The 22,476-nt window shown below is 70.2% G+C and carries 25 protein-coding genes and 1 pseudogene; 18 read left to right on the top strand and 8 right to left on the bottom strand.

Going from position 1 to position 22,476, the window contains the following annotated elements:
• Positions 1-18: 18 nt before the first annotated feature.
• From OHA89_RS30900 to OHA89_RS30880, 5 genes are all read left to right on the top strand, one after another.
• Positions 19-783 carry a dTMP kinase gene (locus OHA89_RS30900; RefSeq protein ID WP_398429755.1) on the top strand — a complete coding sequence of 255 codons (765 nt, stop codon included), beginning with the start codon at positions 19-21 and terminating at the stop codon, positions 781-783.
• On the top strand, positions 780-1,481 hold the full coding sequence (locus OHA89_RS30895; protein ID WP_406367593.1) for an HAD family hydrolase: 702 nt from the start codon (positions 780-782) through the stop codon (positions 1,479-1,481). Before OHA89_RS30900 ends, OHA89_RS30895 begins: the two co-directional genes overlap by 4 nt.
• A 28-nt stretch (positions 1,482-1,509) precedes the next feature.
• The gene (locus OHA89_RS30890; RefSeq protein ID WP_398429752.1) at positions 1,510-2,478 is read left to right on the top strand and encodes a phosphoribosylaminoimidazolesuccinocarboxamide synthase; all 969 of its coding nucleotides are present in this window, start codon (positions 1,510-1,512) and stop codon (positions 2,476-2,478) included.
• An 88-nt stretch (positions 2,479-2,566) separates the two neighbouring features.
• On the top strand, positions 2,567-3,229 hold the full coding sequence (locus OHA89_RS30885; RefSeq protein ID WP_383858251.1) for a PolC-type DNA polymerase III: 663 nt from the start codon (positions 2,567-2,569) through the stop codon (positions 3,227-3,229).
• 55 nt (positions 3,230-3,284) lie between these two features.
• Positions 3,285-3,917, top strand: a complete 633-nt coding sequence (locus OHA89_RS30880) for a disulfide bond formation protein DsbA (RefSeq protein ID WP_398429750.1) — start codon at positions 3,285-3,287, stop codon at positions 3,915-3,917.
• A gap of 217 nt (positions 3,918-4,134) precedes the next feature.
• Here OHA89_RS30880 and OHA89_RS30875 read toward each other — a convergent pair whose 3' ends face one another.
• Both OHA89_RS30875 and OHA89_RS30870 read right to left on the bottom strand, forming a co-directional pair.
• Positions 4,135-4,905, bottom strand: a complete 771-nt coding sequence (locus OHA89_RS30875; protein ID WP_398429748.1) for a transposase — start codon at positions 4,903-4,905, stop codon at positions 4,135-4,137.
• 59 nt (positions 4,906-4,964) lie between these two features.
• Positions 4,965-5,823, bottom strand: a pseudogene (locus OHA89_RS30870) (IS5 family transposase).
• Between the two features lie 168 nt (positions 5,824-5,991).
• Here OHA89_RS30870 and OHA89_RS30865 point away from each other — a divergent pair.
• Positions 5,992-6,336 carry a transposase family protein gene (locus OHA89_RS30865; protein ID WP_398431359.1) on the top strand — a complete coding sequence of 115 codons (345 nt, stop codon included), beginning with the start codon at positions 5,992-5,994 and terminating at the stop codon, positions 6,334-6,336.
• A gap of 11 nt (positions 6,337-6,347) precedes the next feature.
• Here OHA89_RS30865 and OHA89_RS30860 read toward each other — a convergent pair whose 3' ends face one another.
• Complete coding sequence (locus tag OHA89_RS30860; protein WP_326750543.1) at positions 6,348-6,911, bottom strand: DinB family protein; 564 nt, start codon at positions 6,909-6,911, stop codon at positions 6,348-6,350.
• Positions 6,912-8,335: 1,424 nt separating this feature from the next.
• Between OHA89_RS30860 and OHA89_RS30855 the strand changes: the two genes are divergently transcribed.
• Entirely contained in the window at positions 8,336-8,908 is a 573-nt protein-coding gene (locus OHA89_RS30855) for a dihydrofolate reductase family protein (protein WP_331723336.1), read from the top strand.
• A gap of 51 nt (positions 8,909-8,959) precedes the next feature.
• On the opposite strand, the gene OHA89_RS30850 is transcribed toward OHA89_RS30855, so the two are convergent.
• Complete coding sequence (locus OHA89_RS30850) at positions 8,960-9,238, bottom strand: hypothetical protein (RefSeq protein ID WP_406367590.1); 279 nt, start codon at positions 9,236-9,238, stop codon at positions 8,960-8,962.
• A gap of 377 nt (positions 9,239-9,615) precedes the next feature.
• On the opposite strand from OHA89_RS30850, the gene OHA89_RS30845 reads away from it, so the two are divergent.
• Complete coding sequence (locus tag OHA89_RS30845; RefSeq protein WP_398431362.1) at positions 9,616-10,377, top strand: class I SAM-dependent methyltransferase; 762 nt, start codon at positions 9,616-9,618, stop codon at positions 10,375-10,377.
• A gap of 376 nt (positions 10,378-10,753) precedes the next feature.
• On the top strand, positions 10,754-11,302 hold the full coding sequence (locus OHA89_RS30840) for a GNAT family N-acetyltransferase (protein WP_326750539.1): 549 nt from the start codon (positions 10,754-10,756) through the stop codon (positions 11,300-11,302).
• 192 nt (positions 11,303-11,494) lie between these two features.
• Here the strand turns inward: OHA89_RS30840 and OHA89_RS30835 are convergent, their stop codons facing one another.
• Entirely contained in the window at positions 11,495-11,884 is a 390-nt protein-coding gene (locus OHA89_RS30835; RefSeq protein WP_326750538.1) for a cold shock domain-containing protein, read from the bottom strand.
• Positions 11,885-12,368: 484 nt separating this feature from the next.
• The gene (locus OHA89_RS30830) at positions 12,369-12,614 is read right to left on the bottom strand and encodes a hypothetical protein (protein WP_326750537.1); all 246 of its coding nucleotides are present in this window, start codon (positions 12,612-12,614) and stop codon (positions 12,369-12,371) included.
• 238 nt (positions 12,615-12,852) lie between these two features.
• On the opposite strand from OHA89_RS30830, the gene OHA89_RS30825 reads away from it, so the two are divergent.
• Together OHA89_RS30825 and OHA89_RS30820 are read left to right on the top strand one after the other, a co-directional pair.
• On the top strand, positions 12,853-13,161 hold the full coding sequence (locus OHA89_RS30825) for a DUF6247 family protein (RefSeq protein ID WP_326750536.1): 309 nt from the start codon (positions 12,853-12,855) through the stop codon (positions 13,159-13,161).
• Positions 13,158-13,418, top strand: coding sequence for a hypothetical protein (locus OHA89_RS30820; protein WP_326750535.1), 261 nt, complete (start codon positions 13,158-13,160; stop codon positions 13,416-13,418). Before OHA89_RS30825 ends, OHA89_RS30820 begins: the two co-directional genes overlap by 4 nt.
• A 378-nt stretch (positions 13,419-13,796) precedes the next feature.
• On the opposite strand, the gene OHA89_RS30815 is transcribed toward OHA89_RS30820, so the two are convergent.
• Positions 13,797-15,113 (bottom strand): MFS transporter, encoded by a 1,317-nt coding sequence (locus tag OHA89_RS30815; protein WP_406367588.1) that lies wholly within the window; start codon positions 15,111-15,113, stop codon positions 13,797-13,799.
• Between the two features lie 89 nt (positions 15,114-15,202).
• Between OHA89_RS30815 and OHA89_RS30810 the strand changes: the two genes are divergently transcribed.
• The 6 genes from OHA89_RS30810 (at position 15,203) to OHA89_RS30785 (ending at position 19,635) form a co-directional block, all read left to right on the top strand.
• Positions 15,203-16,183: a winged helix-turn-helix domain-containing protein gene (locus tag OHA89_RS30810; RefSeq protein ID WP_406367586.1), complete on the top strand. Its 981-nt coding sequence runs from the start codon at positions 15,203-15,205 to the stop codon at positions 16,181-16,183.
• Positions 16,184-16,879: 696 nt separating this feature from the next.
• Positions 16,880-17,422, top strand: coding sequence for a hypothetical protein (locus tag OHA89_RS30805; protein WP_266479119.1), 543 nt, complete (start codon positions 16,880-16,882; stop codon positions 17,420-17,422).
• 451 nt (positions 17,423-17,873) lie between these two features.
• Positions 17,874-18,035 (top strand): hypothetical protein, encoded by a 162-nt coding sequence (locus OHA89_RS30800; RefSeq protein ID WP_398431373.1) that lies wholly within the window; start codon positions 17,874-17,876, stop codon positions 18,033-18,035.
• 137 nt (positions 18,036-18,172) lie between these two features.
• Positions 18,173-18,481 (top strand): DUF6247 family protein, encoded by a 309-nt coding sequence (locus OHA89_RS30795; RefSeq protein WP_326750531.1) that lies wholly within the window; start codon positions 18,173-18,175, stop codon positions 18,479-18,481.
• Complete coding sequence (locus OHA89_RS30790; RefSeq protein WP_326750530.1) at positions 18,478-18,738, top strand: hypothetical protein; 261 nt, start codon at positions 18,478-18,480, stop codon at positions 18,736-18,738. Before OHA89_RS30795 ends, OHA89_RS30790 begins: the two co-directional genes overlap by 4 nt.
• Before the next feature lie 67 nt (positions 18,739-18,805).
• Positions 18,806-19,635, top strand: a protein-coding gene (locus tag OHA89_RS30785; RefSeq protein WP_326750623.1) for an IS5 family transposase whose coding sequence is annotated in 2 segments (ribosomal slippage) — positions 18,806-19,136 and positions 19,136-19,635 — 831 coding nt in all. Because the reading frame shifts where the segments join, the coding sequence is not laid out codon by codon here.
• Between the two features lie 15 nt (positions 19,636-19,650).
• On the opposite strand, the gene OHA89_RS30780 is transcribed toward OHA89_RS30785, so the two are convergent.
• Positions 19,651-20,202 carry an NUDIX hydrolase gene (locus tag OHA89_RS30780; protein ID WP_398429968.1) on the bottom strand — a complete coding sequence of 184 codons (552 nt, stop codon included), beginning with the start codon at positions 20,200-20,202 and terminating at the stop codon, positions 19,651-19,653.
• Positions 20,203-20,614: 412 nt separating this feature from the next.
• Between OHA89_RS30780 and OHA89_RS30775 the strand changes: the two genes are divergently transcribed.
• On the top strand, positions 20,615-22,384 hold the full coding sequence (locus OHA89_RS30775; RefSeq protein WP_406368648.1) for an ATP-binding cassette domain-containing protein: 1,770 nt from the start codon (positions 20,615-20,617) through the stop codon (positions 22,382-22,384).
• Positions 22,385-22,476 lie beyond the last annotated feature (92 nt).

The raw sequence follows: 22,476 nt of genomic DNA, 5'->3' as shown, positions 1-22,476 counted from the left end.
TCTGCGAACGGAAACCGCATGACCACCACACGCTCGCTGTGCAGCCGTGGCCCGCTGATCTCCGCCGAGGGCCTCAACGGCGTCGGCAAGACCTACCTCACCAACCGCGCCGTCGAAGCCATCGAGACGAAGCCGCTGATGCTGGACGAGTTCTCCCAGCGGGCGAACGGACGCCCGGGCCTGGGTGAAGCGCTCCTCCAGTCCCTGCGCGAGGCCAGCGCCGGGGACCCGTTCCTGCGCGGTGGCACCCCGATTGCCGAGGCTCTGCTCCTCATGGCCATCAAGCGGCACGACCTCGACACCGTCCTGCCCGACCTGGTCCACGGGCGGACGGTGGTCGAGGGCCGCAGCGTGGACACCACCGCCGTGTGCCAGGCGCTGCTGCTGCACCCCGACGCCCCGGACGCGGCCCTGAAGACGGCGGTCGACCTGCTGGGCCTCGCGGCCTCCTACCGGCCGCTGCCCGACCTCACGATCCTCGTCACCGACGACGCCTCGAAGGCCCTGGAGCGTGCGCAGTGGCGTGACAGGTGCGTCTTCACCGATGAGCAGGCGGAGTTCATGCGCAAGGCGTGCGTGCTCTTCGAGCGTCTCGCCGCCACCGATCCGGTCCGCTACCGGGTCGTGGACCGGCGCCACGTCGACGAGTACGAGGCTGCCGACCTGATCCGGGAGTGGATCGAGGGCGCCGGTGGTGATCTCGCCTGTCTGGTGGAGCCGTGGCAGGGGCCGGGCGCGGGCTGCATGTGCTGCGGGCAGCCCACGAAGGCCGAGGCGGCGTGAGCACGGCTGCCCGTCTGCCGCTCTGCCCGGCCGACCGGTCCGCAGGTAACCGGTGTTCCCCGACGGTCCCCGAGGGGGTGGAGGCTCTGGTCCTCGACTTCGACGGCGTCCTCGCCGACACCGTCGGCCGGCACGAGGCCGCTCTGCGCGCGGCCCTGCAGCCGTACGGTGTCGCCCTGGACTCCGGCTGGTACAGCCACCGCGTCGGCTTGTCCATCCATGACCTCCTGGCGGCGCTGCCCGGTGGCCGGTCGCTGCCTCACGACGAGATCGTCCAGCGCAGCCGCGGTCATCTGCTGGCCTCGGTGCACACGATCACGCCGATCCCGTGCGTCGTGGAGCTGCTGGGTCAGGCCCTGCGTGCCGGGGTGCCGTGCGCCGTGGCGTCGGGCGCCAGCCGGCTGCTCGTCGATCCGGGGCTCGACGCCTTGGGCCTGAAGGAGGCGTTCGGGTCCGTGGTCCGGCGTGAGGACGTCGTCCACGGCAAGCCGGATCCGGAGCTGTTCCTCACCGCCGCCCGCCGCCTGGGCGTCGCGCCGGACCGCTGCCTCGCGGTCGACGACGCTCCCGACGGCATCGCCTCCGCCCGCGCCGCCGGCATGCAGGTGATCACGGTGGTCGGCGGCCACCTGGCGCCCGTCGGCGGACAGCCGGCGCAGCCCGTCGCATCGCGCCAGCAGACCGAGCCCATCCGATGACGGCACGACGCCGTCCGACCCCGGGAGCATGATGCCCGTCCTGCACTCGACCAAGAACCTGCACGTCATCGAGGAGCCGACCGCGACGCGTGAAGGCGTCGGCGTCTTCGAGTACACCGACCACTACACCGTTTTCCACTACGGACGGATGCCGGATCCGATCCCCGGCAAGGGCGAGGCGACCTGCCGGATGGCCGCCTTCAACTTCGCGCTGCTGGAGGAGGCCGGAGTGCGGACGCACTTCCGCCGGTTCATCGCACCGAACCGGATCGAGTTCACCCTCGCGCGCCTTCCGGAGCAGGTCCGCCAGCCCCTCACGCCTGCTGGCGGCGGCTACCTGCTGCCCCTGCAGGTGCTCTTCCGCAACGAGCTCCCGCCGGGCAGCTCCGTCCACCGGCGCCTCGCCACCGGCGATCTCGCCCCGGCCGACGTCGGACTCGACGCTGTCCCCGCGGTCGGCGCGAAGCTGGAGCGACCGCTCATCGAGTACGCGACGACCCGGGAAGACGTGAACCGCTTCATCGCCCCCGGCGAGGCCCAGCGCCTCGCGGGTCTGGACGACGAGCAGTTCGCGGCCCTGCGGGAGATCACCTGGAAGGTCAACGCGGTGCTGACCAACCACGCCGCCAAGGTCGGACTGAGCCACTGCGACGGCAAGGCCGAGTACCTGGTGACCAGCGACCAGCAGCTGGTACTCGCCGACAGCCCCGGCACGCCGGACGAGAGCCGCCTGATGTTCGCCGGTGTCCACTGCGGCAAGCAGATCCTGCGCGACTGGTACGTCAACACGGGCAACGAGGTGCCGGTCGGCAGGCTGATCGCCGCCGGTGTGCCCAGGAACCGGTGGCCGCAGCCCGCGCCGCTGCCGCCCGAGTACGTGGCGGTGATGACGGACCTCTACCAGTCCCTGAGCGAGACCTGGACGGGAGAGCGGCCCTGGAGCGCACCGGATCTGGAGACCGCGACCCGGGCCGTCACCGACCTCGTCGGCCGATGACCGCGCGCCACTGCGGCCGGAACCCCAGCCGTCTCCTCACCGCAGCCGCAGGTCAGGGCAGCACGGGACGTACGCGAAGGGAGAACTCATGGGCGGCTTGACCCAGGACCCCGCCTTCCGGGCCACGACGTTCGTCGTCATCGACTTCGAGACGACGACCCCCACCGGCTACCCGGCCCAGCCCATCGAGGTCGCCGCGCTCGCCCTGCGGTTCGAGGACGGCGCGTGGACGGAGACTGGGCGCTACACGTCCCTGATCCGGCCGCCCGAGTTCGCCCCCGTGACCCCGGCGGACACCGCTCAGACCGGGCTGACCGCCGAGCAGCTCCAGCAGGCTCCCACCCCGGCCGAAGCACTGGGGGCGCTGGACCAGCGGCTCACGGCCGGCACCCCGTATCTGCTGGTGGCCCAGCACGCGGCCACCGAGGCGAACGTCCTCCACAACCAGGCCGAACACAGCCCGACGCTGGCCAGGACGGACCTACTCGACACGATCCCGCTGGCCAAACGCCTGATCCCGAACCTGCCGAACTACAAACTCGACACGCTGCTGGCCCACTTCGGCATCCCGCAACCCACGGACCGGCACCGCGCCCCGGCCGACGTCGACGTCACCGCGAAGGTCTTCCTGCGCCTCATCAGCGCCGCGGACGAAGACCCGCGGGTCGCCAGCCTCGCGGCACTCGTGAAGACCGCCGGCCGCACCGCCAAGGCCAACTTCCCTGTGCAGGCCGGTCTCTTCGACGTCTGACCCCCGGTACACGAACCGCCGTACGACCGATCCAAGAAAGGACGTGCTCAACTCGATGACGAAGAAAGAGCAAGGACTGACCGAAGTGCCCTTCTGGTTCGACCCGTTGTGCCCCTGGGCGTGGGTGACCTCCCGATGGCTCCTGGAGGTCGAGACGGTCCGGCCCGTACGCGCGGACTGGCGGATCATGTCGCTGGCCTACCTCAACCTCGAACAGCGCGAGGGGAAGGGACTCAGCGACGACTACCGCGCGCTGATGGAAAAGGCATGGGGCTCGGTCCGGGTCTGCGCGGCTGCCGCCGAGCACGCCGGCCAGGACATCCTCGGCCCGCTGTACACCGCCATCGGAACCCGCCTGCACAACCAGCGGCGCCGCGAGGACCCCACCGTGATCACGGAGGCGCTCGCCGAAACGCACCTGCCCACCTCACTGGCCTCCGCCGCAACGAGCACGGAGTTCGACCGCCTGATCAAGGACTCGCACAACCAGGCATTCGACGAGGTCGGCCTCGATGTCGGGACCCCCGTCCTCCGCATCGCCGGCACAGCCCTGTTCGGCCCGGTGCTCCGGCAGGCCCCCCGCGGCGAGGCCGCCGGCCAGCTCTGGGACGGCCTGCTCCACGTCGCAGCGACGGACGGGTTCTACGAGCTCAAGCGAAGCCGGGACAGCAAGCCCTCTTTCGAATGAGCGAATCCGCCCCTTGCAGGAACCACACCCCGACCGTCCCCAAGCACGGAGGCTGACACCTGTGGTCCGGCACCGAGGCGAGCAGGGCCGCCGGCGTGCTGACTGGTGCGCCTCTGGCACGAGAGCCCGGGACCACCGGTGCTCCGGTACAGCCCGACTAAAGGGTGTTGCAGAAGGTCCGCTTCGGGCAGGCCTGATTGGCGTTTGAGCTGCTGGTTCACCGTGTCATGGCGAGGTTGTGCATGGTGGCGACGGCTTGGACGGCATGGTGCAGTCCGTCGCCTCGCTGGCGGCAGTCGCGCAGGATCTTCCAATTCTTCATCCGGGCGAAGGTGTGTTCGACGCGGGCACGGACGCGTCGGTGCTCGGCGTTGTCCTCCTCCTGCCCGCGCAGGAGGGGGCGGCCGGCTCTCTTGCGGTGCGGGACGATCAGGCCGGTGCCGAGGTAGGCGCCGTCCGCGATCACTGTCGTACTCGCCGCCAGGGTGGGCAGGTCCGACTCGCGCCAGACATGTGCGTCGGCCTTGTTGCCCGGCGCCGGCCGGGCCGCCGCGATGACCAGGCGGGTGTCTGCGTCGATGATGACCTGCACGTTCGCCGAGAACCGGTAGTTGCGGGACGAGGCGCCGACCTTCCGGTCGCGGACCGGGATCAGGGTGCCGTCCACGATCCACAACCGTTCGGTGTCCGCCACCGGCCGCGGAGCCCGCTCGAGCGCCAGCAGCGGACGGAGTCGCTGGACGACCCGGCACACCGTCGCCGGCGAGATGCCGAACAGCGGCGCGAGCTGCCGCATGGTGAGGTTCGTGCGGTAGTACACGGCCCCCAGCAGGACCCGGTCCGGCAGCGGCAGACACCACGGACGGCCACCACCAGGCCCGTTCCCACCGCGTTCGCGCACCGCCTTCACCAGCTTCGCGAACCGGTCGATCCGCAAGCCCGTGAACGTCTCCACCCACACCGGCTCAGCCCGCAACACCCCACCCATACAAGGGAAATGCCCGAAACTGAGCCTTCTGCAACACCCTTTAGGTTCTGTCTCTTTGGTCAGTGTCGGGTCCAGATGAGGATGCCGGCGAGGTGGAGTGCGGCCTGGTAGGCGATGGCGAGTTTGTCGGTTCGCGTGGCCAGGCCGCGCCATTGCTTGAGGCGGTTGATGCAGCGTTCGACGGTGTTTCGTTGCTTGTAGGCCTCGCGGTCGAAGCCGGGCGGGCGGCCTCCGTGACGGCCTCGCCGTTGGCGGTGGCCGATCTGGTCGGACGGCTGCGGGATGACCGCGCGGATTCCCCGGCGCCGCAGATGGGCCCGGATCGCGCGTGAGGAGTAGGCGCGGTCGGCCAGGACGACCGCGGGCCTGGTTCGGGGCCTGCCCGGACCGGTGCGGGGCACGCGGATACGGTCCATCACCGTCTCGAAGGCAGGTGCGTCACCGGCCTGGCCTGCCGTGACGGTGAAGGCCAAGGGGCGGGCCCGGCCGTCGGCCCCAGGTGGACTTTGGTGCTCAGGCCTCCGCGGGAGCGTCCGAGTGCGTGATCGGCCGGCTCCCGGCGTCCCGCCGCCCCTTTTTGAGTGCTCCGGCGGCGTGCTGGTGCGCTCGGACGACGGTCGAATCGACGGAGACGGTCCAGTCGATGTCGTCGGCGGCGTCCGCCGCGGCCAGGACCGAGGCCAGGATCCGTTCCCAGGTTCCATCGACGGCCCATCTGACCAGCCGTTTGTGAGCGGTCTGGAACGACCCGAGCTCGTCGGGCAGGTCCCGCCAGGGCGAGTTGGTGCGGTACTTCCACGCGATGGCTTCCAGGGTGCGCCGGTGGTCGGCCCACCGCCGTCCACGGACCGGATCGGCCGGCATCAGCGGCTCGATCCGGTCCCACATCGCATCAGTGATCACTAATCGGACAGACACATCCGATCAACTGACCAACCCATCAAAGAGACACGCGCTAGTCGACGGACAGCAGCATGCTCGCGGACCACCCTCGCCTCTGCGGCCAGACACAGCTGGTGAGCCCTCTCCTCGGCGCGTCGGGCATGCGCGAGTATCTCGTGTGCCTGGCGAAGGTACTCCTGGGACATGTCCAGTTCCTTCTACAGCGTGGCACGCACCCGTTCCTCGGCCCGATCCCACCTGCGCGCGGCCGGCCTCAGCGCCTTGGCCGACCTTGGCTTCCTCGGCCTCACCGACGGCAGCGACGACCCGGTGATCGTCACCGGCTTCAAGGCCACCCGCGCCCGCAAGCTCGCCCCCGGCGAGAAGCAGGCCAACCGGGTCCTGGCCGCCGCACGCGCTCCCGTCGAACACGGCTGCGCGCACCTGAAGACCTGGCGCATCCTCACCCGAACTCCGCACCGAGCCCGCTCGCCCCACCGAACTTTGCGCGCTCTCCTGGTCCTCTCGAACCTCGAGCTCTCAAGCTGACAGACGATCAGTCATATTCGGCGCGGTACGGCTCCGTCCTGCCAGCGGTAGAGGTCGCGCAGCAGGGAAATCTCGGCGCCGTGATGGATCAGCTCCCTGTTGACGTGCAGGACCCTGTTCTCCATGGGAAACCGCTCGGGACCCAGCGTGGGCGGATTGTCCAGGTCGGCGTCCGAGAGCTCGCGGACCCCTGCGTTCCATCTCCCGTACATCTCATCGAGCTGTTTCAGCGCCTCGTCAGCGGTCCCCGCGTAGGCGATTGCCTGGGGCTCGAGGTCCTGGTCGCCGAAGTACCATCCGACCCGATAGCCCAGGCAGGAGACGATGATGTGCCCCAGCCGCCAGGCAATCGTGGTCACCGGCGCAGGCACCGGGGCTGGGGAGGCGAGGTCCATCGTCCATTCCCCCGAACCTTCCGATATCGGTGCGGCCGACGTGCCACGTGGGCGGATGCTCCAGCAGCCGCGCACCGGCTCCCAGAAGTACTCCTCGTCGGTAAGACCCTCCAGCCGTGGCCGCAGGTTCTTGTGCCAGTACCAGTCCAACTGGTCCGCGAGTCGCTCGCTTCTTGTCATTTCCGCACACTACATACAACGGAGACCTGGCTGCGCCCCTCGCGGACGCCGTCGCCGGCCGTGGGCCGCGAGACGTACCGCACCGGGAGGTGACGCTGGGGCCTGATGTGCCCTTCGGGCCGCGCCGCCGCGAGCGGCTCAGCCTCGACCGATGACATGACGGATGATCAAGACCGCAGACTCCCGCCCGAGATCAGCATGAGTATCCCGAGCGAGCGCCACGCCAGGGCTTCCGACCTGCATGTTCGAAGATGGCGAAGACTCAGCGCAGGCATTCGCCCACCCGCGCTGGAACTTGGGCGCGGACGAGGCCGCGCGCCTGGGGCCGGCGGCCGCCGGCGCCGCTTCACCGTTCACCTCCCCGCCGCCTACACCCACTGTTCGACGCCCGGGCCCAGGGTGCGCGCCGACGAGCGGGAACTGCGCGCGATCGTCGCCGAGGGACTGCAGGAGATCTGCTTCAAGGACGGCGGCAACCGAGCCGACCAGCTCGAAGTCGATTTCACCCACATCGACTGCTTCGACCCCTCCTGTCGATTCCCGCCGAGGCGCACCCGGACGCGAGCGCCCTGTCCGGGTGGGACGCCGCCTCGTTCGAGCGCGTCAACTGCAGAACCCACTGGGATGCGGGGTGCAATGGCCACTGCGGGGAGCTGCCCTCGGACGGGCTGTTCCCGGCCCCGTGGCGCTGTCGACCGCGGGCAGGACCCCGGCTGCCGTCACACGTTGCCGGTCACCGTCCCGGTCGACAGCATCCAGCCCGCTCCGGCCCCTGCCCCGCCACCCCCCGGAGCACGGCTGGTGAACCCCGGCCGGATGCCTGCGGGCTGTCGGCGCCGACTGTTTCCCCTGCCTGCATCCCCTACGCCCGGAGGACCTGGAGCGATCCGTCCGCGCAGGGGTCCGGCACGGACGCGGGCGCGGGCGCGCAGACCGAAGGTGCCGCGCGCTCATCCGCATCGTCCGCCGGTACACCGCCCACCGGCGTCAGGTGCTCGCCACGCTCGAGGAGTTCGCGGCGTCCTGCCTGCGCCTCGGGCCAGGGCCTCCAACGGCGAACAGGTCGGCGTGGTCGGGCAACTGCTGCCGGGGTGGAGGAACCACCGGCTGCCGTGTTCGTCGCGCGCCGCGAGGGATCCGGCGCCCGTCAGTCGCTGTGCGATCTTCCTGCGGCAGATCGCGCGCCGGGGCGTGCCGGCGAGGATGCCGTCCTACCCGGGGCGTGGGGCGGGGCCGGGCACGTGTTTGGCTCAAAGGTGAGCCGGATGGCCGATGCCGTCTGAACGGGTGGGCCACGACCGATGAGTTTCCCCGTGATCCACAGTCATAGATCATGATTGCTGCACCGCGGCCACGGGTGGGGTCGAAGTGTGGACCCGGCCGAACCCGCCGAGAACCGGACACGAGACACCGAGGAACTTGAGATGCGTACCCTGATCAGCACCGCTTTCATATCGCTCGACGGCGTCGTGGAGGGCCCGGGCGGCGAGCCCGGGTACCGGAACTCCGGATGGACCTTCAAGGACGTCGAGTTCCTCCCCGAGGCGTTCGAGATCAAGGGCCGGGAGCAGAAGGAAGCCTCCGCGATCCTGCTGGGCAGGACCAGCTACGAGGCGTTCAGCCAGGTGTGGCCCGACATGGCGGACTTCGCCGACTACAAGGTGATGCCGAAGTACGTCGTCTCCACCACCCTCACCGAGGACGACCTGGTGTCGAACTGGGGCGAGACGACGATCCTGCGTTCGCTCGACGAGGTCGCCGCGCTGAAGGAGACCGAGGGCGGCCCGATCATCGTCCACGGCAGCGCTTCCCTGAACCAGGCCCTTTCGGACGCAGGCCTGATCGACCGCTACCACCTGGTCGTCTTCCCCCTGCTGCTCGGCGCGGGCAAGCGGCTCTTCAGCGCCACCGACAAGGACACCCAGAAGCTGAAGCTCGTCGAGCACGAGGCCTACGCCAACGGGCTGCAGAAGAACGTCTTCGACGTCGTCCGCTGACCTCCCGCGCCTCCGCCGGCGCGGCACTCGTCCTGGCCGGCACGCGGTGGCTCACCGCTCGACCGGGGTGCGTTGTCCGTCCGAACCCGGTCGGCCATGGACGTCCTCATCGAGGCGCTGACGCAGTCGCAGCAGCACCGCGACATCGGCAACTTGGGCGAGGCGGGCCAGCAAGCCCCGGATCGCTGGATCGTCGCCGGCCCTGACCGCCAGGACCATCCGGTCGATGAGCAACTCGCTGCCCTGCGGTACGGCCGACGGCCGAGACGGGGCCCAACCATGGTCGTCTCGGCCGTCCGGCACGTCCGGATCCGTCCGCTCGGAAGACATCCCCGCATTCAACGACCCCAGGGGACTGGCGTCATCTCCCCGAAAGGGGGAAGGCCGAGGACCCTCAACCCCCGTCCATGGCCGAGAACCTCACGAAGAGAGGAGGCAGGATGGGCCGGCGCGCTGGGAGGCGGTCGCGGTGGTCGCGTCGGATCGCCGCGTGACCAGGGCCCCACTCCGCGTCGGGTCAGATGGGCGCGGCTCGATCCGCGTCCACTGAACTTCAGGCAACGGCGTATTTCGGCCATGGGGCGGGTGATCCAGACGAAACGATCCAGTCGTCTCCGACACCGGAACCAGGGCGCGCTGCATCCACGTCGATCATCAGAACGACACACCGGTGCGATATGCCGAGAAGACACGACGGAGACCGCAGCATGCCTACCGCCGAAGACCATGCCAAGCCCGCACTTGCGGCCAGGGTGAACGACTACGACAGCTTTGCCGAGGCGTACTCGGCCCTGAGCGAGACCAGTCTCCTGAACGCCTACTACGAGCGGCCCGCGATGCTGTCCCTCGCCGGGGACGTGGCCGGCCGGCGGATCCTTGACGCCGGCTGCGGCTCCGGTCCCCTGTTCGGTGCCCTACGCGATCGGGGTGCTCTCGTCACCGGCCTCGACTCCAGCGCCGAAATGGTGGAGCTGGCACGGCGGAGGCTGGGTTCCGACGCGGCCCTGCATGTGGCCGACCTGGGTGACCCGCTGCCGTTCGCCGACGGTGCGTTCGACGATGTCCTCGCCTCGCTGGTGCTGCACTACCTGGAGGACTGGGGGCCGACGCTGGCCGAGATGCGGCGAGTGCTCAGGCCCGGCGGTCGCCTGATCGCGTCGGTGCAGCATCCTTTCGTGGACTACGCCATCCAGGACCCTCGGCCCGACTATCACGCGACCACCAGCTACACCCAGGAATGGACCGACCTGGTGGGGCAGAACGCCCGGATGAGTTTCTGGCGCAGGCCGCTGCACGCCATGACCGACGCCTTCTCCGCCTCCGGCTTCCGTCTGGCCGTCATCAGCGAGCCCCAGCCCGATCCGGCCGCCCGCGAGCTCTACCCCGACGACTTCCAACGCTTCTCGACCACGATGTGCTACCTGTTCTTCGTTCTGGAGGTGCCCCCGGCTACCGGCTCGGCCGAGTAACGAGCACCTGCGGTCGGCTCAGGGGCCGCCGCTCGTCCTGCACCTGCTGCAAGCCCCCCTGGTGCGCGTCGCACCGTGCTGCTGCAGGAGGTGCTGGCCGAACCGAAGTGGATCGACAGGCTCACCGACGCCGACCGGCGGGCGCTGTCCCCGCCTTCTGGACCCACGTCAACCCCTACGGTCGGTTCGAACCCGCCATGACCAACCGGCTCGACTTGGTCTAGGTAACCATTCCGGGGCAGCGTGCATCGCGCGGCGGGGCGCGTAGAGGCGACCAGAAGCGTCGAGGCAGGCGGGTGAGGTCTACGCGGGGGCTCCGTACGCGCGTATGCCGCCCGGCAGCGCCGCTGAGGCGCCTGCCGATAGGTTTCCCGCTATGAATGATCTTGGAACCATCACCTGGCCACCAGCCCCGATCAGGACCGAGCGGCTTCTGCTCCGAGAGTCCGACGCCCGGGACCGTGCGGCGCTCATCGAGCTGTTCGCCTCGCCCGAGGTGGGCACCTACGTCGGCGGCGCTCGTCCGCGCGACGAGCTCGAGCGCACGATGCCCGAGGTGCCCGGGCAGCGTTTCGGCTTCTTCGTGGTCGAGCACGACGGAACAGCGATCGGCATGATCACGCTCGATCGGCGCGACCCGGAGCGCAAGGGGCACATACGTCCGGAAGGCGGCGAGCCCGAGCTCGGCTACATGTTCCTGCCGCAGGCATGGGGACGCGGGTACGCCGCCGAGGCGAGCGCGGCGGCGCTCGACTGGTTCGCCGACGCGCATCCCGGCGAGCCGGTGGTGCTCTCCACCCAGATTGCCAACGAGGCCTCGATGCGCGTCGCGGCGAAGCTGGGGTTCACCGAGGTGGAGCGGTTCGAGGACTATGGCGCGGAGCAGTGGCTCGGCGTGTGGTTCCCGGGCACGCCGTCCGGCTGAGCTCTCGCTCGGCAGCGCGGATCCACGAGGGCACTGATCGATCGCCGGCCTGGGCGCGCCACTGGGCCTCGTGGAACACGTCGGAGGGCAAGAGCATGGGGATGGGCTGCCGGCAGTGGCTGACCAGGAGGATGGTCAGGGCCTGGTCGCGGCCGCCGAGGCGCAGTTGCCTCACGGCGTCCCACGGCGGCGTCACGGTCGTCCCGCTGTTTCCTGGATGTCCTGTGCCCGCAGATCACGGCACGGCTCCGGGCAGGTGCCCGGACCGCGTTCGCGCTGGAGGACCTCTGGGACGCGTGACACCGCCGGCCAGGGGCGGAAGACTCCCTTGTGCAGGGTCACCGTGTGCGATGGGTTGGGGGGCTGGGTCTCGGTGCGGATCGGACGGTGGATGTTGTCGGCCCGTAGTCCCGCGCTGTCGAGGGTGACGTCGAAGAGGACTTCCTCGCCCGGGCGGAGGCGGCCATCCGTTCCATGGATGGCCGAGGCTTCCGCCTGGACGTCCGGTCCGGCGCCCTTCTGGCTGATGAGACCGATGCCTCGGTCAGGGTCGAACCACTTCACGACACCGCAGGGCGACACGCTTCCCCTTTCCTCTCGGGTCGGATTCGGAAGTCGTCACTGTCCGCTCGATCCTCACCGAGGGGGAGGGCTTGAGCAGGGGCGTGAAGCAGCGGAGCCCGGCGTGACGGCAGCCTGCGGGCGCCTGTGGCGAACAACGCGCAGCAGCGGCGCACTCTCGCCGACAACGCCGCTTCGGCCCGGTCGTCCTATGGGGGCGAGCCGGGCGTGCCGGGCCTGGCCGATGCTCTCGCCGTTCCTCAGCCGTCACCGATCAGACGCACCAGGGCATTCTGGTGCCAGGTGCCCGGCACCGGCATACGTCGGGCGGCGGAGTGGAGCAGGGTCTCCGACCCCGTGAGCCCCCTTGCCGCCGGAACGCGGGCGCCGTGCCCTGACCCCCGGAGCGTGCTTCGACCTCGCCCTTCGGAAGCCCCCGGGGTCGGCCGGGCCGCGTCGGCGTTCGCCACGACGCGGCCTGAGGGCGTTCCACCTTGTCGGCACTTCACCGTTGGTGTTGCAGAGCATCGGCACCGGCGGCGATGACTTCGGCGAGCCGGTTGGCGAAGGCCGCGTTGCATCCTCCGAGCCGGACGAAGCCGTGGCCGGCCACCGGCCCGTCGTTGCTCAGGGAGGGAAGTGTCATGCCCGCGAGCGCGAGCGCCGCCTGAAGGCTGGTGACGGCATCTTCGCCGGCCTGGTAGGCGGCGTCCTGGCGCCGCTTGTACCGGATACGTTCGGTGTGGGTCATCTCGTACACGATGCTGCTGACCTCTCGTGGTAGGCGTGGGTGTTGAGGCGCCGGGGGCGTTGTGTCTTCGGTTCAGCGAGTCATGCCCATTTGCCGGGTACGTCAGCCCTTTACGCCCAAGGCCCGTGGCGGCTGCGGTGCTGACTTGAGCACCCGCACACCGCAGAAGCCGACGCCGTCCCCCGGTCCGGCTCCCGTCGTTCTACGGTGGCGGTAGCACCCCGCCGAGGAGGAGCCGATGAGTGCCCAGCCCGACCACACCCCCGCCGCCCCGTACGCGCCCGCGCCCGGTGCGCCGGCCGAACTCCTCGACCGGCTCCGCGCGGACCGGCGTGCGGAGCGGTGGGCGCCTGCCTTCGAACGGGAGTGGGCGGCCGCGTTGGAGGAGTCGCGCCGGACCTTCTCTCTGAACACCCTCTACGAGGTCGTCCACGTCTGGCAGGCCCGTCTCGCCTCCGCCCCCGCGGTCGACGCGTTCATGACCTCCGGCCACGAGGAGACGGGGTTCGTGGACATGGCCGAGGTCCGCGGCCGGCGGCGCCGGTGAGCCTGCCCTCGTACGCGGTCCGCTTCTCGACACCTGCCGGGAAGGTCATCGCCGAACTTCCCGAGCACGCCGAGGAAACGGTCTGGGACCTGCTCGACGCAGCCGCGGCCGACCCGTGGGGCTTCGCCCAGTGGGATCCCGACGATCCCGAAGGCGAAGACGTCCGGATCGCGTCCGCCGGCCGGCTGTCCGTCATCTACTTCGCCAACCGACCGCTGCGCCATCTGTCCGTTCTGGACATCGTCTGGCTCGGATAGGCCTTGTCGGCCCGTGCCCGGTCCGGCCGCCGGCGCGGCCTGCCGAGCCCGAGCCCGAGCCGGGGCACCCGGATCGCTTCCAGGACGGGCTCGATCTGCGGCGAGTCACCTCACCGCCCCGCCGTGCTCACAACGGACAGGGGCTTTTGCCCCTGCTCGACGGCGAGGTGGATTCTGCTGGGCAGGCCGCCTAGCCCTGGTCGGCCGGCTCGACGAAGACGCCGCCGGGCGGTTCCTTCTGGAGATCCCCCCGTTTGTGAGAACCGATTCCCCGGTCGGCTCTCCGGCTGATTCCGATTGGTGGAATGATTGTCTGTCAGAGAGGCGTGGTGGGGTTGGGGTGCGTGACGGCTCGCGGCCGACTCGACCGGCGGCCGGTTACTGCGCGGGAGAACTACAGGCATGCTGTTCGGTGTCGTTCTCCGATCCCGTCGAGCAGTTCGGGACGGGGACCGGGGAGGCGTGCGGCTGCCAGGTGAGAATCCAGCCGGCGGTAAGTGCCGCCGCGCCGCCTGCCAGGGCGATTGCGCCGCCTGTTCCGATGCCTGCGGCCACCGAGCCGAAGCAGGCCGGCCCGACGCCCTGCAGCGTCATGCCGCCGGAGCCGAGCAGGCCGAAGGCCTGGCCTTGGCCGTCCTGCGGCAGGGCGTCCAGGAACGGCCGTTGCAGGCCGAGACCGTAGGCGAATCCGAAGCCGCAGAGCAGCAGCAGACAGGACGAGACGCCCACTCCGGGCTCGGCAGCGAAGCCGACCAGCGGCAGTCCCATCAGCGCAATCAACGGGACTACCAGGCGCTCCCGGGTGGGTGGCCGTAGCAGTCGACCCACCAGAAGGTCACCGACAAGCATGCCGACCGGCAGACATCCCATCAGCACCGCGTACCAGCCGGGCGCGAAGTGGTGTCCTCCGGCGTAGGCGACGACCAGGCCTTCCGCGCCTGCTACGAACGCGGGCGGGAGCCACTGGGCCAGCATCAGTCGTCGCACCGTGCGTCCGCGCAGCAGCAGGCCGGCACCGTGCAGGCTTGCCCGGACGGCCCCGCCATCGCCCCGAGCGCCGCCGGGTGTGCCGCCGGACTCTTCCGGCTTTAGCCGGGGTAGCCGGATGCGGACAGCGAGCGCGCAGCCGAGGTAGAGGGCGGCGCTCACCGCGAGCGCCCGATGCGGGCCGAGTACCGCGACGACCGCACCTCCCAGCGCCAGACCGAACAATTGCGCGCCGGAGGAGGCGATGTTGTTCAGTGAACGGCCCAGTACATAGGCGTCGCCCTCCAGGCACTGCGCGACCAGCCGACTCGACGCGCCGCTGAACACCGGTGTGGCGAGGGCGACCAGCGCCACGACACCGAGGCTTGCCGCGACCGGCATCCGCACCAGGGCGATCAGCAGGGCGGCGGCGCACGTCAAGGCGTAGCCGCCGGTGATGAGCGCGCGGGGCGGCAGTCGGTCGGCCAGTGAGCCCAGCAGCAGCGAGCCGAACAGCTGCGGGATGAAGCCGATGCCGAAGGCCAGTGCGCTCAACAGCGCGGAGCCGGTGGCCGAGAAGACCAGCACCGAGAACGTGGTGATCCGCATCGCGTCCGCAGTGATCGCGACGGTGCGGGTCGAGAAGAGCAGCCGGAATCGCGGCTCGGCCAGCACCTCCCGGTAGGTGGCACGGTGGTTGACCTGCGCGGGTTCGGCGGTTGGGGTCATGACGCCCAGCCTCGCCGTGCGCCCACACCACTCACCAATGATTCGTCGCTGGACGAATCGGAACGGACGTCCCGGGGTAGCATGGCAGGGTGCTGCGCTTCGAAGTCTCCGTCGAGGACCTGCTGCGCAGCCGCTTCGCACTGTCGCCCGCACTGGACCTCTGTTTGCTGCTGCGCTCGCTCGCCGGCCAAGGCCAGCCGCTGCCGCGAGCCTGGGCCGCCCGGCTCCTGCCGGCCTTTGAACGGCTTCGCCGCGAGACCGAACTGGACGCCGCCCTCGCGCTGCAGGCCCCGCAAGGCGGGCCGAACTTCGTCGCCCCGCCGCCGCGCGGCCTCAAGCAGACCTGGGCGGACGACCTGGCCGTGATCCGGGCCACACCGCTGGAAGCGGCCCGCCATGAATTCGCCACCACCGCGACCGGCCCGTCCGCCCGTGATCCCCACGTACGCGCGGTGCTGGACTCGGCGGACGCCGTCTCCAGGATCGCCGAGGCGATGGACCGGGCGTGGCACGAGCTGCTCGCCCCGGACTGGCCGCAACTACGCGCGATCTGTGAGCGCGACGTCGTGCACCGGGTGGGTGTGATCGGCGAACACGGGTGGGCCACGACCATCGAGAGCCTGCACCCGGGCATCGCCTGGCGCGCCGGCGGTATCGAGATCGGCTTCTTCCGAGGCGGAACGGTCCGCCTCGCAGGCGACGGGCTCCTGCTGATCCCTTCGGTCTTCGTCGGGCATATCGCCGCCCACCTGGAAGACCCCTGGCCCAGGACCTTGGTCTATCCGGCCCGCGGCACCGCCGCCCTGTGGGACGAACAGGAGACCGTCCCCCAACCGGACGCGCTGACCGCTCTGGTCGGCCGGGCCCGAGCCCGGCTGCTGTTGGCGCTGGACGCCCCGGCCAGTACCAGCCACCTCGCCCGAAGCCTCGCCATGGCACCCGGCGCGGTAGGCGACCACCTCGCCATCCTGCGAGACGCGGGGCTGCTCGTCCGCGCCCGGTCCGGACGTTCGGTGCTCTACCGGCGCACCCCGCTCGGCGAGGCACTGGTCGCCGGTACGGGTGGCTAGTAGTCCAGCTCCAGACGCAGTTGTAGGTATCCGGGGAGGTGTCTCCCGGCAGCTGATCAGACCGCGTTGAGCGTGGGGGCGGCCCGCCTACGGGCCGCCCCCACCACTATCCAGCAGCCCAGTCCACACCGAGGTCGGCGAGCGCGGCGAGCTGCGCCGCGTCGAGCCGGTCGCGGCGAGTTTTCTGGTTGCCGATCCAATGCCGGTGCGTTGTTCGGTGCCGTCGGGCAGCCGCTCGACGACGGCCCGCCCCGGCAGACCGCAACGACCTTGAGCACCAAGGCCGGAGTCGGATGAAGATCACCAAGTGGGTCACTTTTGATGTGCTGTCAGAGGGGTCTGGGTTCAGCCGTCGCCGACATGTACAACGTGTCCGCCGGCCGGAAGCCGACCGGCTAAACCATGAATGTTGGGCGGCTCCGCCAGATAGGGGAACTGCACCTACCAGCCGGCCCGGTCTTCTGCACCGCGGGTCGGATGGATCGGGCTGGTAGGGGCGTCGGCCGTGGCTCGGTGAGCAATCGCCGGGGAATGAATGTTCTGGTGTGCGTTCGGCGTATGCCTGCCCCTTGAGTGCGCCGAAACATCACGTATCGTCCTCCGCCTCCCTTCCCGGCCTTCCGGCAGAGCGCCAGGGTGGGCGGACCTGACGTTGACTACCGGGCTCACAAGGCCCGCCCACACTGGAGGTTTGTGATGGCGCTGACACGGTGGACGAAGGCGATGGAGTGGCTGGCAGCCGCCGCCGACGACCCGCAAGCCTACGAGCGTGACTGCCGCCGCGGCGGCGCCGGCATCCATCTGTTAGCTGCCGGACGTCTATGGGACGTGCTGATCGTTCCCGCCTGCCTGGGCCTGCGCGCTGCGGACATGCTCGACGACCTTCCTCGCGTCGGTCCCGGCCCTGTACTGCTGGACGGCCGGCGGCGTGAGGTCGGTTTCTTCCTGCCACCCGACCCCGGGGCCACCTGGGTCGGTGACGGCACCCGCCACATCACCCAGGGAGGATGGATCGCCGCCCCTGCCCCTCACTGCCGCTGGGGAGACCTGCGATGGCTTGTACCGCCCGACGGAAGCGGCGCCCTGACAACACCCCGCGCCATGGAGCTCGCCCTGCACCGGGCCACGCGAGAACTCGTCCGCTGCCACGGCACCCCCACCCACACCGGCCGGTCCCCCCACCGACGTGCCGACGGCACTTCCACGGCGATCGACAGCACAGGCCGTCAGGGCCGGTGACGAGCACGGCCAGGACTGGCAGCCCGTTCTTCGCCTGCAGGTCGTGGCGCCGGATGGGATTCCCACGCCGGGGTATTGGTTGCGGCGCCGTTGAAGGGTGACGAGATCGGTGGAGCGGTCTTGGGCCAACGGTCCCCCGGCATGGGCCACACTCACTCCAGCTCCCATCCCGTCTGCCGTCGGCCCACACGTATGTGGAACGGGGGTGCGGTGCTGCGGGAAGCAGCAGGCTTGACCGACGCCGCGCTACCGACGACGAAGCCGCGTACCGGTCGGGGTGGTGCGTGCGGCGGGCCGTGGCCTGCCGACCACCGGGCCCGTTACCGGTGTACCGGTCCGGCCGCGCTCGGATCCCGGCCCGCCGGGCCCGTCACGTACGCGCTGACCCGTGACCGAGGGAGCCCTTGACGGCCCGGACGAACCGGTCGAAGTCGGACCAGGATCCGGCGGAGTGGCTGCTGCCGGCGCCGATGTGCTGTGCCGGTACGGCGCGGAGTGGACCGCGACCAAGCTCCGCTGGGGCCTGGTGGTCGACGAGCTGGAACGTGATCGCCTGCTGGATATCGGGGCGGGCTGCGGCGGCACCGACGTGGAGTTCCCCGCCGCCCCGTAGACCAGGCGCAGACGCGCCGGCGAGCGGGGAACGGCTGCCGGTCCAACGGCGGTTCGGGTTTCCTCGTCCGCCCGAACCTGCACGGTCCGGCTTCCGTCGTTCTACGGTGGCGGTAGCACCCCGCCGAGGAGGAGCCGATGAGCGCCCAGCCCGACCACACACCCGCCGCCCCGTACGCGCCCGCGCCCGGTGCTCCGGCGGAACTCCTCACCCAGCTCCGGGCTGACCGGCGTGCGGAGCGGTGGGTGCCGGCCTTCGAACGGGAGTGGGCGGCCGCGTTGGAGGAGTCGCGCCGGACGTTCTCCTTGAACACCCTCTACGAGGTCGTCCACGTCTGGCAGGCCCGTCTCGCCTCCGCCCCCGCGGTCGACGCGTTCATGACCTCCGGCCACGAGGAGACGGGGTTCGTGGACATGGCCGAGGTCCGCGGCCGGCGGCGCCGGTGAGCCTGCCCTCGTACGCGGTTCGCCTCTCGACGCCGGCCGGGAAGGTCATCGCCGAACTTCCCGAGCACGCCGAGGAGACGGTCTGGGACCTGCTCGACGCCGCCGCGGTCGACCCGTGGGGGTTCCGCCAGTGGGACCCGGACGATCTGGAGGGTGAAGACGTCCGGATCGCGTCCGCCGGCCGCCTGTCCGTCGTCTACTTCGCCAACCGGATGCTGCGACACCTGTCCGTCCTGGACATCGTCTGGCTCGGCTAGCGCGTGTCTCTTTGATGGGTTGGTCAGTTGATCGGATGTGTCTGTCCGATTAGTGATCACTGATGCGATGTGGGACCGGATCGAGCCGCTGATGCCGGCCGATCCGGTCCGTGGACGGCGGTGGGCCGACCACCGGCGCACCCTGGAAGCCATCGCGTGGAAGTACCGCACCAACTCGCCCTGGCGGGACCTGCCCGACGAGCTCGGGTCGTTCCAGACCGCTCACAAACGGCTGGTCAGATGGGCCGTCGATGGAACCTGGGAACGGATCCTGGCCTCGGTCCTGGCCGCGGCGGACGCCGCCGACGACATCGACTGGACCGTCTCCGTCGATTCGACCGTCGTCCGAGCGCACCAGCACGCCGCCGGAGCACTCAAAAAGGGGCGGCGGGACGCCGGGAGCCGGCCGATCACGCACTCGGACGCTCCCGCGGAGGCCTGAGCACCAAAGTCCACCTCGCGGCCGACGGCCGGGCCCGCCCCTTGGCCTTCACCGTCACGGCAGGCCAGGCCGGTGACGCACCTGCCTTCGAGACGGTGATGGACCGTATCCGCGTGCCCCGCACCGGTCCGGGCAGGCCCCGAACCAGGCCCGCGGTCGTCCTGGCCGACCGCGCCTACTCCTCACGCGCGATCCGGGCCCATCTGCGGCGCCGGGGAATCCGCGCGGTCATCCCGCAGCCGTCCGACCAGATCGGCCACCGCCAACGGCGAGGCCGTCACGGAGGCCGCCCGCCCGGCTTCGACCGCGAGGCCTACAAGCAACGAAACACCGTCGAACGCTGCATCAACCGCCTCAAGCAATGGCGCGGCCTGGCCACGCGAACCGACAAACTCGCCATCGCCTACCAGGCCGCACTCCACCTCGCCGGCATCCTCATCTGGACCCGACACTGACCAAAGAGACAGAACCTAGGCCGGTGCCGTGACCGCTCGCCTGATGCGGTGTCCGACAAGACGCTCGGCCACCTCCAGCGGGTACCAGCCGGCGCCGGTCACCTCGGACTCCTGAATGCGTCCGACATCACCGCGGACCGTGGTGAAGGCATATCCGATGTCCAGGTGGTAGTGCTCCGGCTCGTCCTTCTCGGGCCGGGCCGGCACCTTGCCGTACTCGACGTAGACAGGCGTCGGCGAGACCACGGAGACCTGCCGGGGGTCCATGCCGGTCTCCTCCGTCAGCTCGCGCACCGCCGCCTCGACCAGCGAGGTGTCGTTCGGCTCAAGGTGACCGCCGGGCTGAAGGGTGAGGCCGTATGCGAGGTGCTCGATGAGCAGGATCTCGGCGCCGTCGCGGACGAGCAGGGCTCCGACGGTCACGTGCATGGGGAAGCTGCGCCGAGAGGCGAAGTTCCTGCCTTCCGCGAGGAGCTGCAGGGGCTTGGACAGCTGCTCGGCCTCGTCCGGGTGGCGCTCCAGGTAAGCACCGAGAGCGTCCGAGATGTCGGAATCAGTGATGGCCACGAAGCGGCTCCAGCGAGGTGTTCGTGCGGGGAGGTTCGCACTCTACAAGTCCGGCGGGGGCTGTTGTTCCACAACGCGCCCGGTCTCGCGCTAAAGGGTGTCGCCATCGGCGATTCGGCCAACCTCCCTACCCGCCAGCGCCGTTGGAAGACCCGGGTCGATGCACCCGCCACGCTCCGACACGCGCCGAATCTCGGGGATCCCGCTGAGACCGAAAGACACCAGTTCGATATCCCGGCGCGGTCGTTGAGCTACCCGACCGCCCCACGCGACCGTCCAGGAGGAACCGCCGTTGACCTCGACTCCCGTGAACGATCAGCACAAGACCACACCGCCTCCTCCGTCGCCGGCGGAGATCACCTACACCGGGCAGTACTCCATCAACCCGCTCGCCGAGGTGTCCTTCCGGCGGATGTGCGCGCAGATCCCCGCCGTCCTGGGCCGGATCGCGCGGCTGTCCTGGCGGATCGACCGGGGGGCCGTGCAGCTGCTTCTCGGCTGCCAGCTGGTCACTGGCGTCTCGGCCGCCGTGCTGCTGACGGCCACCGCCCGCGCCATGGCACCCGTGCTCGGAGCCGGTTCCGCCGGAGACCGCCTGCGGGGTGCCCTGCCGGCGCTGCTCGTGGTGACGGTCGCCGCCGCCGTGGCTCGGACAGCGAGAGCGGTGGCCTCGTACGCGGGGCGGCGGATCACGCCGCGGTTGACGACGGAGATGGATTCGGCGCTGGTCGAGGCGGTGTGCCGAGTGGAGGCGGCTGCGTACGCGGAGGACGGTTTCTCCGACCGGCGTGAGGCGGCCGAGATGGGGGTGATGCGCACCCATGTGATGGTGGCCGACGCGCAGCAGTTCGTGTCGGCGGTGATCCGCATGGTCACCGCCGGAGGCGTGCTGTCGGTGCTGAACCCGCTGATGCTGCCGCTGCTGCTGCTCGCCGTGCTGCCGTCCGGTGTCGGGGCCGTGCTGAGCGCGCGGGTGGACTACGAGATCCACTACGGCAACATCGCGGATCGCAACGTACGCGGGATGATGCGCTGGTGGGCCACCGAGTCCAAGTACAGCGACGAGGTCCGCGCGAACTCCATGGTCGACTATCTCGTCTACTGGTACCGGGCGCTGTCGGACCGGTGCGATCGGCGCACCCTGGCCGCCGCGCCACGAACCCTGCGGATCGCTCTGTTGTCCGCGCTCGCCGGCGGCATCTGCCTGGCGGCGACGTGGGGTGCACTGGCGTGGCTGGCGGTCTCCGGCCGGATCGACCTCGCGGTCGCCGCGACGGCCGTGATCGCGGTGCAGACCATGCTCGCCGCCTTGACCCAGGTCGTCACCGGCGGCGCCGCGGTCTTCCACACCAGCCTGTACCTCGGCGACATGCAGAGCTTCCTTGACGAGGCCGCCGACCGCGCGCCCCAGCGGGGTCCTTGCCGTCTGGCCGCGCCGGTAGACGAGATCCGTCTGGAAGAGGTCGCCTACCAGTACCCAGGCAAGGACAAGCCCGCCGTCGACGGCGTCTCGCTGACCCTGCGGCGCGGCCAGATCCTCGCGATCGTCGGGGCGAACGGTTCCGGGAAGAGCACCCTGACCCGGCTGCTGACCGGCATCTACCTGGCGGACAAGGGCACGGTCTCGTGGAACGGCACCGACCTCGCTGACGCCGACCCGGCCACGGTCTGGCGCCTGACCGGCCTGGTGCCGCAGATCTTCGGGCAGTGGCCGCTGCGCCTGCGCGAGAACGTGACCCTCGGCCAGCCGCGTACCCACGACGACGCCCCGGTGTGGGAGGCCATCGACGCGGTCGGGCTGCGCGACGCCGTCGAAGACCTCCCCGCTGGTCTCGACACCCTCCTCGCCCGGGACCTGTGGGGCGGCACAGAACTCTCCGGCGGTCAGTGGCAGCGCATCGCGTGTTCCAGGGCCCTGTACCGCCGGCCCGAACTGCTGATCCTCGACGAGCCCACCTCCCAGATGGACCCCCGGGGCGAACACCAGATCTTCGAGCAGATCAAGGCCATCGCCGCCGACCGCATCACCATCGTGGTCACCCACCGCCTGGAGAACACCAAGATCGCCGACCACATCATCGTGATGGAGCACGGCCGGATCACCGAACAGGGCCGGTACGACGACCTCACCCAGGGCGGCGGAACCTTCGCCGAACTCCTGGAACTCTCCCAGGACCGCTGACCGACCTCACCGCGCCCCCCTGCCGCGCCCTGCCAGGCAGACAGGCCACATCAAGGAGGACCCATGCCCCCGTCCCCCGCCACCAGTGCCAC

The organism is Streptomyces sp. NBC_01546 (assembly GCF_045208355.1).
Lineage (GTDB): Bacteria > Actinomycetota > Actinomycetes > Streptomycetales > Streptomycetaceae > Streptomyces.
The sequence above is the reverse complement of the archived record's forward strand: the minus strand, read 5'-3'. Positions and strand labels throughout refer to the sequence as shown.